The following is a 16,500-nucleotide window of genomic DNA, read 5'->3' on the forward strand; positions in this document are numbered from 1 at the left end:
CGCGCGGCGTTGCGGGCGCTTTTCAGGAGGCGCTTCAAGACTCAAGCGCGGGCAAGACCGCGAACGAGCCATGCCGGACGGTTCGGCATGGGCATTTATAATGGCGGTCTACTCTGGATTCCGCTGCCCCATGCCCGAACTGCTCGCCAATCTGAACCCCGAACAACACGCCGCCGTCACGCTGCCCAACGAACCGGCACTCATTCTGGCCGGGGCCGGCAGCGGCAAGACGCGCGTGCTGATCACGCGTATCGCTTGGCTGATCCAGCAAGGCCTCGCCTCGCCGATGACGATCCTCGCCGTGACCTTCACGAACAAGGCCGCGCGCGAAATGATGGGGCGTCTGCAGGCGATGATGCCCATCGACACGCGCGGCATGTGGATCGGCACCTTCCACGGCCTGTGCAACCGCATGCTGCGCGCGCATTACCGCGACGCCGGCCTGCCGCAGACCTTCCAGATTCTCGATACGTCCGACCAGCTTTCGGCCATCAAGCGTCTCATGAAGGGCCTGAACATCGACGACGAAAAATATCCGCCGAAGAACGTTCAGTACTTCATCAACAACGCGAAAGAGCAGGGTCTGCGCCCGAAGGACGTCGACGTCACCGACAACTTCAACCGCAAGTTCGTCGAGCTGTACGAAGCCTACGACCAGCAGTGCCATCGCGAAGGCGTGGTCGATTTCGCCGAGCTGCTGCTGCGCTGTTATGAACTGCTCGCCTACAACCCGCCGCTGCGCGCGCACTATCAGGCGCGCTTTCGCGACATCCTCGTGGACGAGTTTCAGGACACCAACAAGCTTCAGTACGCCTGGCTCAAGCTGCTGGCGGGCGAGGGGAACGCGATCTTCGCGGTCGGCGACGACGACCAGTCGATCTACGCGTTCCGCGGTGCGAATGTCGGCAATATGCGCGATTTCGAGAACGAATTCCGCGTCAAGCACATGATCAAGCTCGAGCAGAACTACCGCTCGCATGGTCATATTCTCGATACCGCCAACCATCTGATCGCGCATAACTCGCGCCGTCTGGGCAAGAACCTGCGCACCGATGCCGGTCATGGCGAACCGGTGCGCGTCTACGAGGCGGCCACCGATTCGCAGGAAGCGGGTTTCATCGTCGAAGAGATTCGCGCGCTCATCAATCAGGGGCTCGCGCGTCACGAGATCGCCATTCTCTATCGCAGCAACGCGCAGTCGCGCACGATCGAGCACACGCTCGTCAACGGCGGCATTCCGTACAAGGTGTATGGCGGCCTGCGATTCTTCGAGCGTCAGGAAGTCAAGCACGCGCTGGCGTATCTGCGCCTGATCGACAACCCGAACGACGATACGGCGTTCGCGCGCGTGGTCAATTTCCCGGCGCGCGGCATCGGTGCGCGTTCGATCGAGCAACTGGCGGACGCGGCGCGTCTCTACAACTGCTCGATGGCCGCGGCGATTCCCTACGTCACGGGCAAGGCGGGCACGACGCTCGGTTCGTTCGCGAATCTGGTCGCGAAAATGCGCGCCGAAACCGCGCAGATGAGCCTGCCGGAAGCCGTCGAATACACCGTGCGCATGAGCGGTCTCGCCGAGTTCTATCAGGGCGAGCGCGAAGGCCAGGACCGCCTGGAGAATATGCAGGAACTCGTGAACGCCGCCACGGCGTTCGTCAGCGAAGCGGGTTACGGCATGGACACGCCGGCGCGTTCGATTCCGCTGCGCCCGGGCGCGTCGAACCTGCCCGAAATCGTGTCGCAGGACGGCGAGATCGAAGTGCTCGACGCGCCTTCGCTGATCGATCCCGCGCAGAACCCCGACGTCATGACGCCGCTCGCCGGTTTCCTCTCGCACGCCTCGCTCGAAGCGGGCGACAACCAGGCGCAGGCGGGCCAGGACGCCGTGCAACTGATGACGGTGCACGCGGCCAAGGGGCTGGAATTTTCGGCGGTGTTCATCACCGGGCTGGAAGAAGGCCTGTTCCCGCACGAGAACAGCGCGATGGAAGCCGATGGCCTCGAAGAAGAACGCCGCCTGATGTACGTGGCGATCACGCGCGCGAAGGAACGGCTCTATCTGTCGTTCGCGCAAAGCCGCCTGCTGCATGGCCAGACGCGCTACAACGTGCGTTCGCGCTTCTTCGACGAACTGCCGCAGGAAACGCTCAAGTGGCTCACGCCGAAGGTCGAGGCGGGCGCGCGCTGGGGCGGCCGCTCGGACAACGCCGGCTGGGGCCGCGACTGGTTCTCGCGCGGCGGCAATGGTGGCAATGGCGGTGGCGGTAACGGCGGCGGCTCGCGTGAACGCGACGCTTACGTGGCCGACAAAACGCCGCTGCCGAATTTCGCCAACGAGCAGCGCGCCGCCGAAGCGGGCTTCCGCGTGGGCCAGGACGTGTTCCACACGAAGTTCGGCGAAGGCAAGATCACGGCGCTCGAAGGCAGCGGCGCCGACGCCAAGGCGCAGGTCCGCTTCAAACGCCACGGCGAGAAGTGGCTCGCGCTGGCGGTGGCGAAGCTGCAGGCCGTCGACTAAATAGCGCCGGATTAGCCGGATCAGCCAGATTAGCCGGCCCAAGCCAGCCAAATTCAAACGGGGAATCCAGACGATGACCAGCAACACCCGCCCGTTGGGCGTGCTCGCCGCCTTGCCGCAGGAACTCGGCGATCTGATCGCCGCCATGCAGGCCGAATCCGGCGTGCAGACGCGCACTTTCGGGCAGCGCGATTACCACCTCGGCACCGTGCATGGCGTAGCGTGCGTGGTCACGCTCGCGCGCGTCGGCAAGGTGGCGGCGGCCGCCACGGCCAGCGCGCTGATTCATGCATTCGACGTCGAAGCCATGGTATTTACGGGCGTGGCGGGCGGCGTGGGCGAGAACGTGCATGTGGGCGATGTAGTGGTCGGCACGACGCTGCTTCAACACGACATGAACGCCGAACCGCTGTTTCCGCGCCACGAGATTCCGCTGCTCGGCCGTGCGCGCTTCGATGCCGATAGCGCGCTGGCCGCTGCGCTGGCGGCGGCCAGCGAGCGTTTCGTCGAAGAAGAGGGCGTGGCGCTGGCGGCGCGTTTCAAGACCGCGCTGCCGCGTCTGGAACATGCGCTGCCGCGCGTGCATCGCGGTCTGGTGATCAGCGGCGACCAGTTCGTGGCGAGCGCCGCCGCCGTGCGCGCGCTGCGCGAGGCGCTGCCGGACGCGCTGGCGGTGGAAATGGAAGGCGCGGCCATCGCCCAGGTCTGCTACGAGTACGGCGTGCCGTGCGCGGTCGTGCGCACGATTTCCGATACCGCCGACGAGCACGCCAGCGCGTCGTTCTCGTCGTTCCTCACCGATATCGCCGGCACTTATTCCACCGGTATTCTTCGCCAGTTTCTGGCCGCTTATGGTCGCTGATCTGGCCACGAATCGAGGCCGCTGAATCGAAGTTGCCGAAATGCGGTGCGGTAAAACGGCGCGCAGTCATTCCTTGCGCGCCGCCTGCACCGTCTCGCGAATCTGCTGGAGCGCCGACGCGTCTTCGATCGTCGGCAGATCGCCGGGCTCGCGTCCTTCGGCCAGCGCCGCAATCGCGCGGCGCAGCAGCTTGCCGGAGCGCGTCTTCGGCAACATCGACACGAAATGCACGCGCGCCGGCCGGCCAATCGCGCCAAGCTGGCGGTCCACGGTCGTGGCGATGGCGGCGGCGAGCCGGTCGGCGGCTTTCGGATCGGCGGCGGCCGAGGCGTCGCGCAGCACCACGAAAGCCAGCGCGGCCTGACCCTTCACCGCGTCGTTCACGCCCACCACGGCGACTTCCGCCACCGACGCATGCGATGAGATCGCTTCCTCGATCTCGCGCGTGCCCAGCCGATGGCCCGCCACGTTGATGACATCGTCGGTGCGCCCGAGGATCGTCACGTAGCCGTTTTTGTCCTGCACGCCCCAGTCGAAAGTCGAATAGACCTGCTGGCCGGGCACGCTTTCCCAGTAGGTTTTCACGAAGCGCGCGTCGTCGCCCCAGACCGTTTGCATGCAGCCCGGCGGCAGCGGATAACCGAGCGTGATGACGCCTTTCGTGCCGCTCGCGCAGGGCTCGCCGGTGTGCTCGTCGCGCAGCACGAGGTCGTAGCCGTAGCAGGGCACGCCGGGCGAGCCGGGTTTCTGCGGCAGCGCCTCCACGCCCCCCTGGATCGCCAGCATCGGCCAGCCGGTTTCGGTCTGCCAGTAGTTATCGACGACGGGTTTGCCGAGCGCATCCGAAATCCACGTCGCGGTGGGTTCGTCGAGCGGTTCGCCGGCGAGGAACAGCGTGCGCAGGCTGGACAGATCGGCGGCGCGCAGCAGCGCCGGGTCCTGTTTCTTGAGCACGCGGATCGCCGTGGGCGCGGTGAACATCAGGTTGATCCGGTGCTGCTCGACGAGGCGCCACCAGATGCCGCCGTCCGGGCGCAGCGGCGTGCCTTCGTACATCACCGTGGTCATGCCCGCGAGCAGCGGCGCATAGATGATGTAGCTATGGCCCACGACCCAGCCGATATCGGACGCCGTGAACATCGTGTCGCCCGCGCGGCCTCCGAAGATGTATTCCATCGATGCCGCGAGCGCCACCGCATAGCCGCCGACGTCGCGCTGCACGCCTTTCGGCTTGCCGGTCGTGCCCGAGGTGTAAAGGATGTAGGACGGCGCGTTCGATTCGAGCCATTCGCAGGGCACCTGCGCGTCGTGGAACTGCGCGCGCAGCGGTTCGTAGTGCACCAGATACGGCGCCGAAAAACGCTCCGGCGCGAGCTGGCGGTCGATCAGCAGCACGTGCGGCGGGGCGTGTTCGGCGCGCGCCATGGCTTCGTCCACCAGCGGCGTGTAGTCGATCACCTTGCCGCCGCGCGCGCCTGCATCGGCGCTCACGAGCAGCACGGGTCTGGCATCGTCGATACGCGCCGCGAGGCTGGGCGCCGCGAAGCCGCCGAACACGACCGAATGGATCGCGCCCAGCCGCGCGCAGGCCAGCATGGCGAACACGGCTTCGGGAATCATCGGCAGATAGATCAGCACGCGCTCGCCGCGCTTGACGCCCAGCGAGCGCATCACGGCGGCCATGCGGTTCACTTCGGCGTGCAGATCGGCGTAGGTGTAGCGGCGCTCGATGCCGGTTTCGGTCGAAACGTAGACCAGCGCGTTCTGCTGGGCGCGCGAGGCCAGATGGCGATCGACGGCGTTGAAACAGAGATTGGTGCGACCGCCCGTGAACCAGCGCGCAAAAGGCGGATTCGAGCGGTCGAGGACGCTGTCGAACGGCGTGTCCCAATGGATGCGCGCGGCTTCGCGACGCCAGAATGCTTCGGGGTTGTCGATCGACTCGCGGTGAAAATCGCGGTAACGCCTGACGTTCTGCATGACGTCCATCCTCCCGTGCCCGATCGCCGTTGTGGCCCGGCCGGCCAGAACCGGCGCTAGAAAACCGAGGATAGTGCAGCGCAACGGCGGCGGGCAACGCGGGCGAACCCGCGTTCGAGGGTGTCTTCGATGGCGCGTGCCTGGGCGTGCGCGGCCGGGCCGTGACTCAGCGCCCCGCGCCGCGATCCTGATCGACGGCGCACGCCGCAGCGGCACCCGCGCGCGCACGCGGACGCGGCTGCGCATGCCAGCGCCGCAGCCAGCGGCAGGCGATCGCGATGGCCGGATCGATCTGCGCGCTCACGGCCGGGCCCAGGCCCGTGCCGTAGTCGTCGTGGGCAAGCGGCTGCACGCCGATCAGCACCAGCTCGCGCGGATAGCGGCCCTTGAGCTGGGCGCAGGCGAGCACATCGGCGAAATCCATCTGATGCAGGCTGACCGGAGGCGTGCCCAGATGCTTCACGGCGTCGTCGTCTTCGCGCACGCAGAGCGTGCCCGGCGCGCAGCCGAAATCGGCGGCATTGAAGACGATCATGCGTTGCGCCGATTCCACCAGCGGCAGCAGCGCGCGGCCTTCGATGCCGCCGGCCACGAATTCGACGTGCGGCGCACATTGCCAGCCGGCCTTCATGCGCTCGATCGCACGCATGCCGAAGCCCGCATCGCCCCATTGCTGATTGCCGATACCCAGTACGACGATGCTGGGCGATGTCTGGACGCGTGCGCCGGTGTCTGTCGGCACACTCATGTAGCGGGCGAAGACATACGGAACGTGCTCGTAGAGAAAGCTCACGCGACTCCCTTGGCGAAGGACAGTAAAGTCAGAATACTCTTAGCTGTCGATGCTTTTTGTGTTGACGTGAGTCAATTTTGAGAACGGTTCGGCGCTTGGGCTAACCTTATTTTGCAAGCGTTGCTCATCGTCTGTCGGGCAATGCCTGGAATGTGCGAGAAAGTGTTCGCGCAAAGACAAGGAGCGCCCGAAGGCGCTCCTTGTTTGCTGCTCGTCGCCGGGCGAACCGGCCGGTCGTCCGGCGCTCGTGGCGACGTCGGCGAGGGACTTACGCGCCCGGCTTGACCACCACCGTGCAGGTCGTGCCTGCCGAGAGAATCATGCCGTCCGGCACCTTGTCGATGTGAATACGCACCGGCACGCGTTGAGCAAGGCGCACCCAGTTGAAGGTCGGGTTCACATCGGCGAGCAGTTCGCGGCTTTGCGGATTGTCGCGGTCGTAGATGCCGCGCGAGATGCTTTCCACGTGGCCTTCGAGCGTGCCGCCGCTCATCAGCTTGATGTCGGCCTTGTTGCCCACCTGCACGTGCGGCAGCTTGGTTTCCTCGAAATAGCCGTAGACCCAGAACGAGTGGCTGTCCACCACGGCGAGCTTCGCCTGGCCGCCGATCGCGTAGTCGCCCTTGAACACCTGCAGGTTGGTGATATAGCCGTCGACCGGCGAGATCACGCGCGTGCGTTCGAGATTGAGCTTGGCGGCGTCGAGCGCGGCGATGGCCTGCTGGTACTGCGCCTGCGCCGAATTCGCGGTGTGCGAAGCGTTTTCGCGGTTTTCCTGCGAGACCACGAGGCTGTCCATGTCGGCGCGGCGGCGGGCGTCGTCGAGCTTCATGGTCAGTTCGGCCTTGCGCGCGGCGACGGCCGCCTCGGCCTGCTCGACGGCGATCTGGTAGTGCGACGGGTCGATCTGCATCAGCAGGTCGCCCTTGTGCACCATCTGGTTGTCCTTCACGGGCAGATCGACCACGGCGCCGGAGACGTCGGGCGCGATGTTGACCACTTCGGCCCGCACGCGGCCGTCACGCGTCCACGGTTCGTCCATGTAGTGGACCCACAGCGCGCGGCCGACCAGGATGGCGACGACGAAGATGATGGCCGTCGCGATAAAGCCAATGATGTTTCGGATAGTCATGATTCTTTAGCCGGTTCAACGCCGGTTCAACGATAGACGGCAAGCCCGATCACGCAGCACACGACCACGAGCAGACTCACGCGGAACAGGGACGGGTGCCACACGATGCGGTACAGGCCGGTACGGGCCAGCACGGAATCGAGCACCCAGGTGATCGCCGCGCCCAGAATGAAGAGCAGGACGATCGCCGGAATGTAGGCGTCCAGAAACGCCACGTCACGAGGCATGGTTCGCTCCTTGCGTGTCGCCGGGGCGCTTGCCCGACGGGTTATTCGTATCGGCACGCGTAGCATCGGCATAGGCCGCGAACGGCGACTGCGGATCGATGAGCGCGGTGCGCATGAAATGCAGATGGCTCAGGCAGCGCTGCAGCGGGTGGCGTTCCTCGCGCGGCGCGGCGTCGCGCAGCACGGCTTCGAGCACGCTTTGCGTCGTGGCGATGGCAGTGCTGGTCGCGGCGAGCGCTTCGGCATGGCGGCGCGCATCGGGGCGCTCGAACAGCGCGCTCATGCGCTTGAGCACCACGTTCGTTTGCTCGCGCCACGGCGCGTGCTGCGCAAAGCGCGGATGGGCGCCGGTTTGCGTCGTCATCGCCGCCAGTTCTTCGCGCAGATCGAGCGCGGCATTGCCGATTTCGAGCGTCGAGAACATCCAGCGCAGCGTGTCCTGGCGGAACGCCTGATCGCTGCCCGCAATCGCGTTGAGCTGGAACATCAGATCGCGCGCGCCGCTTTCGAAGCGGTTGCGCAGACCCGCTACGCCGGGCATGCCCGGCAGACCTTGCAGACGCGCACGGCATGCATGCACGGCCTGGCCGCGCAGATTGGCGAGCAGACGGTTGCGCAGCCAGCGCGTCGAAGGCGGCAACAGCACCGCGAAGGCGGCCGCCGAAACGATCTGCGAGACCACCAGCGCGAGCGCGTCGTTGATATAGCCGCTCGGGTTGTACTGCACCACGTTGTCCGGGCCCGCGAGGAAGCACAGGAAGATGCAGTAGCCCACGCCGTAGCCCGCGTAGGCCGGGCGCGTCGTCAGGAAGGTGCCGAAGGCCAGCGCCGGCGCGAGCGCCACGCACAGCATCGGGAAGCCGTCGATGTGCGGGAACACGCCAAACGTCAGCACCATGCCGACGATCGCCGCGAGCATCGTGCCGACTGCCATCTGGTTCGCCATGCGCGTCGGTTGCGGCGAGGCCGATGCGAGCGCACAGGTCGCCGCGGCGTTGAGCACGAGGTTGGTGCCGCTCGGCCAGGCCGTGGCGATCCAGAACGCGCCCAGCAGTCCCATGACGATCGCGGCGCGCATGCCGTGCACGCTGGCCGCGAACAGATTGGTCCGGGGCATGTAGCGCGCGATCCATTTCTCGCGCGAATGCGTGTCGACGGCGAGCGAGGCGTAGGTCGCCGTGTACTCGTTCATCTCGTGCACGAAGCGGTAGAACAGTTCCGTCGCGGTGTCGAAGTCGAGCAGGGCGGCGGCCTTGTCGGCGTCGTCCAGCGTGGCTTCGAGCTGCGCACGCGTTTCGCGCACGCGCCTGGGCAACGCCGCGCGGTACTGCGAAAGCTGCGCGGACGCCTGGGTCGCATCGGCGGCCGTGAGCACGCGCTCGCCCGCGATCTCGAACAGCGGCGCGATCTCGTGGAAATACGGCTCCAGCGCCGCCACCGTGGCGCTCGAGCCTTCGCCGCGCAGACGGTTCATCAGCTGATGCAGCGCGTGAAAGCGCGTCGATGCCGCCATGAATTCGGTGTTCAGGCGCGCAAGACGGCCCGAGCGCATGCGCGAATCCGGCGACTCGAACACGGCATTGCTGCGGCTCGCCTCGAAGCCGACGATATCGGCCACGAAACGCGCATTGGTCGCTTCGATCTGCGAACGATCGACGCGCCCCGCGAGCGACGCCGACACGTAATCGACGAACGACGAAAAGCGGCGGCGCACCGTCGAGCGCAGCAATTCGCCCGTGTACTGCGGAAACACCACGGCGCTCACGACGCCCGAAGCCAGAATGCCGAGCGAGATTTCGGCCACGCGCGTCATCGCCGACATGAACGCGCCGTCGGGATGCTGCGAGGCCGGAATGCCGATCAGCGCGGCCGTGTAGCCCGCGAGCACGAAGCCATACGAGCGGAAGTTGCGGTTACGCGCCGCGCCCGCCGTACAGATGCCGACCCACAGCGCCGTGCTGGCGATGAAGAGTTCGGGCTGCTGCGCGAACAGGCCGATCAGCGCGAGCATCACGACGAGGCCGATCAGCGTGCCGCAAAGCCGGTAGAAACTCTTGGCGAACACCGGGCCGCTCTGCGGCTGCATGACGATGAACACCGTCGTCATGGCGGTGCGCGGCGAGGGCAGTTCGAGCTTCATCGCAATACCGAGCGCGATCAGCGCGGCGGCGATGGTCTTGAAGAGATAGAGCCAGACGAGGCCATCGGTGCGAGCCCAGTCGGCGAACGCTTTCAGAAAGCGCTGGCCGTCCGGCTGCGTGGAGGAAGAGGACGCTTGCATCGTCGCCTGCCTCAGTGCGCGCTGCCTGGCGCGCCGGCGTCGTCAGCCGACGAATGCGGCGCGAGCAGCGCGGCCGGTGCGAGCGGCACGGCGCGCGTCTTCTTGCCGTGCGCGGGCAACTGTTCGGCGGCCGTGGGACTCGCCACGGCGGGATCGGCCGCGGTATCGGCTCCCGCAGCGATCGTGCCGCCGCCCAGCGCCGCCACCAGCGTGGCATGCGCGGTCAGACGCGCCGCCTGGATGCGCGCGACGCCTTCCTGCGCACGCAGCAACTGCGTCTGCGCGATCAGCACATTGAGATAGTCGGTCAGACCGCGGCGATAGCCTTCCTGCGACAGATCGTAGTTGCGCTGCGCGGCCGCCACCGAGCGATGCGCGTCGTCTTCCTGCGTCGCGAGCGAACGCATGCGCACGACCTGATCGGCGATTTCCTTGAGCGCGGTCACGATCGTCTGGTTGTACTGCTCCACGGCGATGTCGTAAGTGGCCGACTGCGCGCCGAGTTGCGAGCGCAGACGTCCGCCGTCGAAGATCGGCAGCGACAGGGCGGGGCCGCCCGCATAACTGCCGCTCATCGACTTCAGGAACTGGAACATCGGGCCGGCCGCCGCATAACCGCCCATCGACACGAGCAGGTTGATGTTCGGATAAAAGTCGGCCTTGGCCACGTCGATGCCGCGCGCCTGCGCGGCCACGGTCCAGCGCGCCGCGACGATGTCCGGGCGATGGCCGATGAGTTCGGCCGGCAGCGCCGAGGGCAGACCCGCCGGTGCGCCCAGCGCCAGTGCCGGGCGCTGGATCGTTTCACCCGCGCCGGGGCCCTTGCCGGCGAGCGCGGCAAGCTGGTTCTTGCCCAGCGCGATGGCTTCTTCGAGCGAATCGATCTGGCGCTCGTACTCGGGCAGCGGCGTTTCGGCCTGGCTGACTTCGAGTTGCGTGCCGATGCCGCCCTTCAGACGGTGCTGCGCGAGCGCGAGCACTTTCTGCTGCTCGGCGAGCGTCTGTTTGGCGATATCGAGCAGCGCGTAGTTCATCGACATATCGATGTACGCGCGCGTGACGTTCACTTCGAGTTCGAGCTGCGCGGCGCGGGCATCGGCGGCCGTGGCGTGCGCCACGTCGAGCGCGCGCTCGGCGTTGTTCTTGTCCTGGCCCCAGAGATCGAGGTGATAGGACAGGCCGAGCGTGGCGGTGTTGTTCCACGAATTCGAGTTGGCGAGCGAGCCCGGTCCGTAATAGATATTGTCGGACCAATGCTGGCGCTGGATGGACATGCTGCCGTTGATCTGCGGCAGCAGGCCGGCTTCGGCCACGCCCGCCATCGAGCGCGCTTCGCGCACGCGTGCCTGCGCGGCCGCGAGCGACGGATTGCCCGAGATCGAGGCTTCGATCCAGGTATTGAGCTGCGGGTCGTTGTAGGCGCGCCACCAGTCGGCGGCGGGCCATTTTGCGTCGGTGTTGGCGGCGCGGATCGCCGATCCGGCGTCCAGTTCGCTCGCGTCGACGTGCTTCGCTTGAGGGGCGATTCCCCCGGTACTGGCGCATCCCGCGATTATCAACGAGAACGTAAGAACCGCGGCTACGGCTAGTCCTTTCGGTACCGGAGACTGCACGATTTACTCCCTTAACGGCTATAGATTGATGTGCGTCATTATATTTTTTGACCGATTGGCGAATAACCGGTAAAGATGCAAGGCATTCTTACGCGTTATGAGATAATTGATATTACAAAACGTGCAACAATTCGTCCGTCAGATAGAGGATTGGTATGGATACGCTTCAAAACATGCGGGTATTCGTCCGGGTGGTGGAAGCCGGCAGCTTTACGGGCGCCGCCCAGCACCTGAATACGACCACGGCTTATGCGTCGCGCGCGGTCTCCGACCTGGAGGCTCACCTGCGCACGCGTCTTCTGAACCGCACGACGCGCCGCATCGCGCTCACCGAAGCCGGCGAGCGTTATCTGCAGCGTTGCGAGCAGATCCTGGCCTATGTGGATCAGGCGGAAGCCGAAGCCGGCGACGCGCATGCGCGCCCGTCGGGCAAGCTCAAGGTTCACGCGATGACGAGCTTCGGCCAGCACTATGTCGTGCCGGCGGTGGGGCAGTATCAGCAGTTGTATCCCGATGTGCATGTCGAGCTGACGCTCGCGCAGCGCATGCCGGATCTGCTCGACGAGGGTTATGACGTGGCGCTCGTGCTGGCCACCGATCTGCCGGATTCGGGTTTCGTGTCGCAGCGGCTGACCAGCGCGTTCAGCATCGCCTGCGCGTCGCCGGCCTATCTGGAGCGCCATGGCGTGCCGCAGACGCCGCACGACCTCGTCAATCACCGTTGCCTGCAACTGGTGACGCCGGTGTTTCCGTCGTCGCAATGGCAGTTCACCGGGCCGCAGGGCGTCGAGACCATCGATCTCGGGCCGGCCACCTTCCAGGTGAACGTGGCCGAAGCGATGGCCGTGGGCGTGCGCGAAGGCATGGGCGTGGGCCTGCTGCCGATCTATTCGGCGATCAGTGGGCTGCGCAGCGGCGAACTCGTGTGGATTCTGCCCGAGTACCGCTCGCAGGAGATGACGGTGTTCGCGATGTATCCGTCGCGTCAGTATCTGGATGCGAAGATCCGCACGTGGGTCGAGTTGCTGCGCGAGAAGTTGCCCGCGACGCTCGCGGAAGACCAGACGGAACTGCGCCGCTTCGCGCGCACGTAATTCACGTAATGCGCACCTTGGTCAGGCCGGAAAGGCTGGGGGAAGGGCGTTTGGACGTGTGCTTGCAAGCCGCGCTGTGACAGGCTGTTACAGCTACGCGTTCTCGCAACACTTCTTAACGCACACGCGGGCGGCGGCTTGATAAGGTAGCGGAACTGAAACGTCAATTCGCCTGAACCCGAGGATTTCCATGGATACGCATCTGATGATCGGCATCGCCGTGATGATGAGCCTGATCGGCATCGCCGCATCGCGCGACCTTCTGCGCATGCGCCGCGCCCAGCTTCAGCCGGTCACGCTGCGCGTGCAGCGCCCGATCGACCGTTCGCGCGACCTGCGCTGAGTGTTCGCCGCGTGAGATGAGCGGGTGCGCGCAAGCCGCTGCACCGCTCGTCGCGCGGCTGAGTCTGCGCTGAATCTGCGTTAAGTACGCCTCAAATCTCCACCACCTTGTCCCACGCAAACGCCGGATTCTCCGGCAGACCGCTGCGCCGGTCACGATAGCCGCGCGGATTGCACACTACGCGTGTGCCGTTCACGGTGTAATCGAAGCAGGTATGCGTGTGACCATGTATCCAGAGCGCCGCAGGCGCGCCCACCAGCGCGCCCAGGTCGCTCACGAATCCCGCCGATACCGGATCGTTCGCATAGCGCGCCGCCAGGCTTAGCCGATGCGGCGCGTGGTGCGTCACCACGACCGTCTTGCCCGCGAAGGGCTTCGCCAGTTCCTTCTCCAGCCATGCGCGCGCCTGCGCGTGCAGCGCCAGCGAATCCGCAGGCGTGAAGTCGCGCGCGAGGCCATCGACGCTGGCCGGCCACGAGAGCTGGATCAATCCCTTGAAATCGAGCATCACGCGCAGCGCCGCCGCGATGGCGGCTTCGCGCGCGGCGTCATCCGCGCCGAACAGTTCGAAATCCGCCCACAGCGTCGTGCCGAGCACGCGAAAGCGCTGCGCCGGATCGACATACACGGCGTTGTTCAGGAAGTGCACGTTATCGAGCGAGGCGGCGGCGTCGCGCATCGCCGCTTCCAGCGCGCCGAGTTCGCCGTCGTAATACTCGTGATTGCCCGGCACGTAGATCACGGGCACCAGCGGATCGAAGGTTTCCGCCGCCCAGCGCAGGCCGAGCCCGTGATTGTGGATGTCGCCCGCGAGCACGACGAGATCGGCGTCGGCGTGTGGAATCAGGTTGGGCTCGTCATGTTCCAGATGCAGATCGGACAGCACGCGGATTTTCACGTCGTCGCCTCCTGGCGGTTTATCGGATGACCTTGCCGGGGTTCATCAGATTGAGCGGATCGAGCGCCGTCTTGATGGCGCGCATCATCGACAGTTCGACTTCGCTCTTGTAATGCGCGTTTTCCTCGACCTTCAACTGGCCGAGCCCGTGTTCCGCACTGATCGTGCCGCGATGGCGCGCGACGCTGTCGTAGACGATGCGGTTCAGGGTCTTTTCGTTATCGGCGAGGAACTGCTTCGGATCGCCGCCTTCGGGCGCCTGCACGTTGTAGTGCAGATTGCCGTCGCCCAGATGGCCGAACGTCACCATGCGCGCGCCCGGCACCACGCGCGCGATTTCCGCGCCGGTTTCCTCGATGAAATGGCCGATGCGCGAAATCGGCACGCCGATGTCGTGCTTCACATTCAGCCCTTCCTGCGCCTGCGCGAGCGGAATATGTTCGCGGATATTCCAGAACGCCTGCGATTGCGCGAGGCTTTCCGCCACCACCGCATCTTCCACCAGACCCTGTTCGAGCGCCGCTTCCATGAGCCGCTCGAACAGGGCGCGGCCGTGTTCTTCGCTTTCGTTATCGGACAATTCGAGCAGCACGACTTGCGCGTGACGTTCGGCGAACGGGTAGCGCAGCTGCGGGAAATGACGGCCCACGAGCTGCATGCAGAAGTCCGACATCAACTCGAAGCCGGTGAGCAGCGGACCTGCGTAGCGCTGCGCGAGCGACAGAAAGTCGAGCGCGGCGTGCGCCGAGCCAAGCGCCGCCAGTGCCGTCACGCTCGCGGCCGGTTGCGGATGCAGCTTCATCACCGCGGCCGTGATGATGCCGAGCGTGCCTTCCGCGCCGATAAACAGATCGCGCAGATCGTAGCCGGTGTTGTCCTTGCGCAGCCCGCGCAGGCCGTCCCAGAGTTCGCCCTGCGGCGTGACGACTTCGAGGCCCAGGCACAACTCGCGCGTGTTGCCGTAGCGCAGCACGCCGGTGCCGCCCGCGTTGGTCGACAGATTGCCGCCGATCGTGCAACTGCCTTCGGCGGCCAGCGAAAGCGGGAACAGCCGGCCGGCATCGGCGGCGCGCGCCTGCACTTCGGCGAGGATCACGCCGGCTTCGACGGTGATCGTATTGTTATGGGCATCGATTTCGCGCACGCGGTTCAGGCGGCGCAGGCTCAGCACGGCTTGCTGGCCGCTCGCGTCGGGCGTCGCGCCGCCTGCGAGGCCGGTGTTGCCGCCTTGCGGCACGAGCGCGACGCGATGCGCGTGCGCGAGTTTGACGACAGCGGCGGTTTCCTCGGCGCTGGCCGGGCAGAGCACGGCGAAGGCGGCGCCCTGATAGCGCTTGCGCCAGTCGGCGAGATAGGGCGCGGTGTCGTGGGCGTCGGTCAGTACGTGTTGCGCGCCGATGGCGGCGGCGCAGGCGTCGAGAAAGGCTTGGGGGGCGGTTTGGGTCATGGCTCAGTGGGGTGATTCCGGTGCCGTGGCGATGTGAGGCGCGCTGAGCGGCACACGGAATGCGGCGGCGGTTGGCCGGCAGTGCTGGCTAAAGGCTTAGTGTGACACGCTCGCGTGCCGATGCGTCGCTCGCCGGGGCAGAAGTCTAGGCGGTGGCGCGTTTCGCGCGCCGCGCGGCCCGCTTGAACGGCGCGACGTAGGCCAGCGCGCAGCCAAAGAACGCGAGCGACAGCCCGACCTCGATCCAGCCGAGCAGATCGCCCGGCGCGGGATCGGTCATGCCGCGCACGATGCCTTCGGCGAAATAGAGCAGCACCAGCATCGACGCCCATTGCAGCGTATACAGGCGCCGACGGAACACGCCGGGCAGCGCCGCCGCAAGCGGCAAGGCCTTGAGTACGAGTGCGCTGCCGCCGGGGCGCAGCGGCGCAATGCGCCACTCCCAGGCGAGACACAGCGCAGTGAGCGCGGCCAGCACGACGAAGGCGCCGAGCGCCGCGAACTTGCGTGTGGCGACGGGTGCGGGCGATGCTTCTGTCAGAGCACGCTCGCGCCGTGAGTTTTGCGATGACGGTAAAGTGCGCGGCTGCGCGTCGCCAGCCGCTGATGTTTCACGCGGCCCGTCCGACGTGTGAGGCGCGCTTGCGGCGTTCACGCCATCTGCATTGCCTTCTGATTCGAACGGGCGTTGGCTCATGGACGTTCGCCTTGTGCGAGTGAGAGCGAGGCCCGCGCGAGGCGCGCCCCGAGCGCGATGGCCAGCGCCTTTTCATCGGCGGAGAGGCCGTGGCTGCGGCCGTCGGCGCGGGCGTGATGCGAGGCGCCATAAGGCGTGCCGCCGCCATCCGTCGACGAAAGCGCACTTTCGGTGTACGGAATGCCCACGAGCAGCATGCCGTGGTGCAGGAGCGGCAGCATCATCGAAAGCAGCGTGCTCTCCTGGCCGCCGTGCAGGCTGCCGGTGGACGTGAACACGCAGCCGGGTTTGCCGGCGAGCGCGCCTGCGAGCCACTGCGGCGTGGTGCCGTCGAGGAAGTATTTGAGCGGCGCGGCCATATTGCCGAAGCGGGTGGGCGAGCCGAGCGCGAGTCCCGCGCATTCTTCGAGGTCGCGCAGTTCGGCGTAGGGCGGGCCGTCGTCGGGAATGTCGGGCGCGGTGGCTTCGCAGACCGCGGATACGGGCGGCACCGTGCGGATGCGCGCTTCGGCGCCAGGCACGCTGTCGATGCCCTGGGCGATGGCGCGCGCAAGTTCGCGGGTGGCGCCATGGCGGCTGTAATAGAGCACAAGAATCGGTTTCATCGGGCCTCGT

Annotated in this window: 14 protein-coding genes; 4 read left to right on the forward strand and 10 right to left on the reverse strand. The window is 66.2% G+C overall.

Going from position 1 to position 16,500, the window contains the following annotated elements:
- The first annotated feature begins 130 nt into the window (after nucleotides 1-130).
- Both G3N59_RS22345 and G3N59_RS22350 read left to right on the forward strand, forming a co-directional pair.
- Nucleotides 131-2,518 carry a UvrD-helicase domain-containing protein gene (locus G3N59_RS22345; RefSeq protein WP_205984801.1) on the forward strand — a complete coding sequence of 796 codons (2,388 nt, stop codon included), beginning with the start codon at nucleotides 131-133 and terminating at the stop codon, nucleotides 2,516-2,518.
- 73 nt (nucleotides 2,519-2,591) lie between these two features.
- Nucleotides 2,592-3,380 (forward strand): 5'-methylthioadenosine/adenosylhomocysteine nucleosidase, encoded by a 789-nt coding sequence (locus tag G3N59_RS22350; protein WP_205984802.1) that lies wholly within the window; start codon nucleotides 2,592-2,594, stop codon nucleotides 3,378-3,380.
- A 66-nt stretch (nucleotides 3,381-3,446) separates the two neighbouring features.
- On the opposite strand, the gene G3N59_RS22355 is transcribed toward G3N59_RS22350, so the two are convergent.
- The 6 genes from G3N59_RS22355 to G3N59_RS22380 form a co-directional block, all read right to left on the reverse strand.
- The gene (locus tag G3N59_RS22355) at nucleotides 3,447-5,360 is read right to left on the reverse strand and encodes a propionate--CoA ligase (protein WP_205984803.1); all 1,914 of its coding nucleotides are present in this window, start codon (nucleotides 5,358-5,360) and stop codon (nucleotides 3,447-3,449) included.
- 166 nt (nucleotides 5,361-5,526) lie between these two features.
- On the reverse strand, nucleotides 5,527-6,153 hold the full coding sequence (locus tag G3N59_RS22360) for a HyaD/HybD family hydrogenase maturation endopeptidase (protein ID WP_346777916.1): 627 nt from the start codon (nucleotides 6,151-6,153) through the stop codon (nucleotides 5,527-5,529).
- A gap of 268 nt (nucleotides 6,154-6,421) precedes the next feature.
- Entirely contained in the window at nucleotides 6,422-7,285 is an 864-nt protein-coding gene (locus G3N59_RS22365) for an HlyD family secretion protein (protein WP_205984804.1), read from the reverse strand.
- Between the two features lie 26 nt (nucleotides 7,286-7,311).
- Nucleotides 7,312-7,512: a DUF1656 domain-containing protein gene (locus G3N59_RS22370; protein WP_167056474.1), complete on the reverse strand. Its 201-nt coding sequence runs from the start codon at nucleotides 7,510-7,512 to the stop codon at nucleotides 7,312-7,314.
- Nucleotides 7,502-9,793, reverse strand: coding sequence for an FUSC family protein (locus G3N59_RS22375; protein WP_205984805.1), 2,292 nt, complete (start codon nucleotides 9,791-9,793; stop codon nucleotides 7,502-7,504). The genes G3N59_RS22370 and G3N59_RS22375 overlap by 11 nt, the downstream gene beginning before the upstream one ends.
- Before the next feature lie 11 nt (nucleotides 9,794-9,804).
- The gene (locus tag G3N59_RS22380; protein WP_205984806.1) at nucleotides 9,805-11,406 is read right to left on the reverse strand and encodes an efflux transporter outer membrane subunit; all 1,602 of its coding nucleotides are present in this window, start codon (nucleotides 11,404-11,406) and stop codon (nucleotides 9,805-9,807) included.
- A 155-nt stretch (nucleotides 11,407-11,561) separates the two neighbouring features.
- Here G3N59_RS22380 and G3N59_RS22385 point away from each other — a divergent pair, with 155 nt between their 5' ends.
- Together G3N59_RS22385 and G3N59_RS22390 are read left to right on the forward strand one after the other, a co-directional pair.
- Nucleotides 11,562-12,500, forward strand: coding sequence for a LysR family transcriptional regulator (locus G3N59_RS22385; protein ID WP_205984807.1), 939 nt, complete (start codon nucleotides 11,562-11,564; stop codon nucleotides 12,498-12,500).
- 190 nt (nucleotides 12,501-12,690) lie between these two features.
- The gene (locus G3N59_RS22390; RefSeq protein ID WP_205984808.1) at nucleotides 12,691-12,843 is read left to right on the forward strand and encodes a hypothetical protein; all 153 of its coding nucleotides are present in this window, start codon (nucleotides 12,691-12,693) and stop codon (nucleotides 12,841-12,843) included.
- 91 nt (nucleotides 12,844-12,934) lie between these two features.
- Here the strand turns inward: G3N59_RS22390 and G3N59_RS22395 are convergent, their stop codons facing one another.
- From G3N59_RS22395 to wrbA, 4 genes are all read right to left on the reverse strand, one after another.
- Nucleotides 12,935-13,741 carry a metallophosphoesterase gene (locus G3N59_RS22395; RefSeq protein WP_205984809.1) on the reverse strand — a complete coding sequence of 269 codons (807 nt, stop codon included), beginning with the start codon at nucleotides 13,739-13,741 and terminating at the stop codon, nucleotides 12,935-12,937.
- 19 nt (nucleotides 13,742-13,760) lie between these two features.
- Nucleotides 13,761-15,188, reverse strand: a complete 1,428-nt coding sequence (locus G3N59_RS22400) for an FAD-binding oxidoreductase (RefSeq protein WP_205984810.1) — start codon at nucleotides 15,186-15,188, stop codon at nucleotides 13,761-13,763.
- Between the two features lie 145 nt (nucleotides 15,189-15,333).
- Nucleotides 15,334-15,666 (reverse strand): DUF2069 domain-containing protein, encoded by a 333-nt coding sequence (locus tag G3N59_RS22405; protein WP_321814683.1) that lies wholly within the window; start codon nucleotides 15,664-15,666, stop codon nucleotides 15,334-15,336.
- 215 nt (nucleotides 15,667-15,881) lie between these two features.
- Entirely contained in the window at nucleotides 15,882-16,490 is a 609-nt protein-coding gene (wrbA, locus tag G3N59_RS22410; protein ID WP_205984812.1) for an NAD(P)H:quinone oxidoreductase, read from the reverse strand.
- Nucleotides 16,491-16,500: the final 10 nt, after the last annotated feature.

This window comes from Paraburkholderia sp. Ac-20340, from assembly GCF_017104965.1.
Classification (GTDB): Bacteria; Pseudomonadota; Gammaproteobacteria; order Burkholderiales; family Burkholderiaceae; genus Paraburkholderia.

What these genes read in the sequence shown, in the direction of transcription:
- G3N59_RS22375 (WP_205984805.1), bottom strand. Translation starts at nt 9,793, where the DNA reads ATGCAAGCGTCCTCTTCCTCCACGCAGCCGGACGGCCAGCGCTTTCTG.
- G3N59_RS22370 (WP_167056474.1), bottom strand. Translation starts at nt 7,512, where the DNA reads ATGCCTCGTGACGTGGCGTTTCTGGACGCCTACATTCCGGCGATCGTC.
- G3N59_RS22350 (WP_205984802.1), top strand. Translation starts at nt 2,592, where the DNA reads ATGACCAGCAACACCCGCCCGTTGGGCGTGCTCGCCGCCTTGCCGCAG.
- G3N59_RS22345 (WP_205984801.1), top strand. Translation starts at nt 131, where the DNA reads ATGCCCGAACTGCTCGCCAATCTGAACCCCGAACAACACGCCGCCGTC.
- wrbA (WP_205984812.1), bottom strand. Translation starts at nt 16,490, where the DNA reads ATGAAACCGATTCTTGTGCTCTATTACAGCCGCCATGGCGCCACCCGC.
- G3N59_RS22385 (WP_205984807.1), top strand. Translation starts at nt 11,562, where the DNA reads ATGGATACGCTTCAAAACATGCGGGTATTCGTCCGGGTGGTGGAAGCC.
- G3N59_RS22355 (WP_205984803.1), bottom strand. Translation starts at nt 5,360, where the DNA reads ATGCAGAACGTCAGGCGTTACCGCGATTTTCACCGCGAGTCGATCGAC.
- G3N59_RS22390 (WP_205984808.1), top strand. Translation starts at nt 12,691, where the DNA reads ATGGATACGCATCTGATGATCGGCATCGCCGTGATGATGAGCCTGATC.
- G3N59_RS22400 (WP_205984810.1), bottom strand. Translation starts at nt 15,188, where the DNA reads ATGACCCAAACCGCCCCCCAAGCCTTTCTCGACGCCTGCGCCGCCGCC.
- G3N59_RS22365 (WP_205984804.1), bottom strand. Translation starts at nt 7,285, where the DNA reads ATGACTATCCGAAACATCATTGGCTTTATCGCGACGGCCATCATCTTC.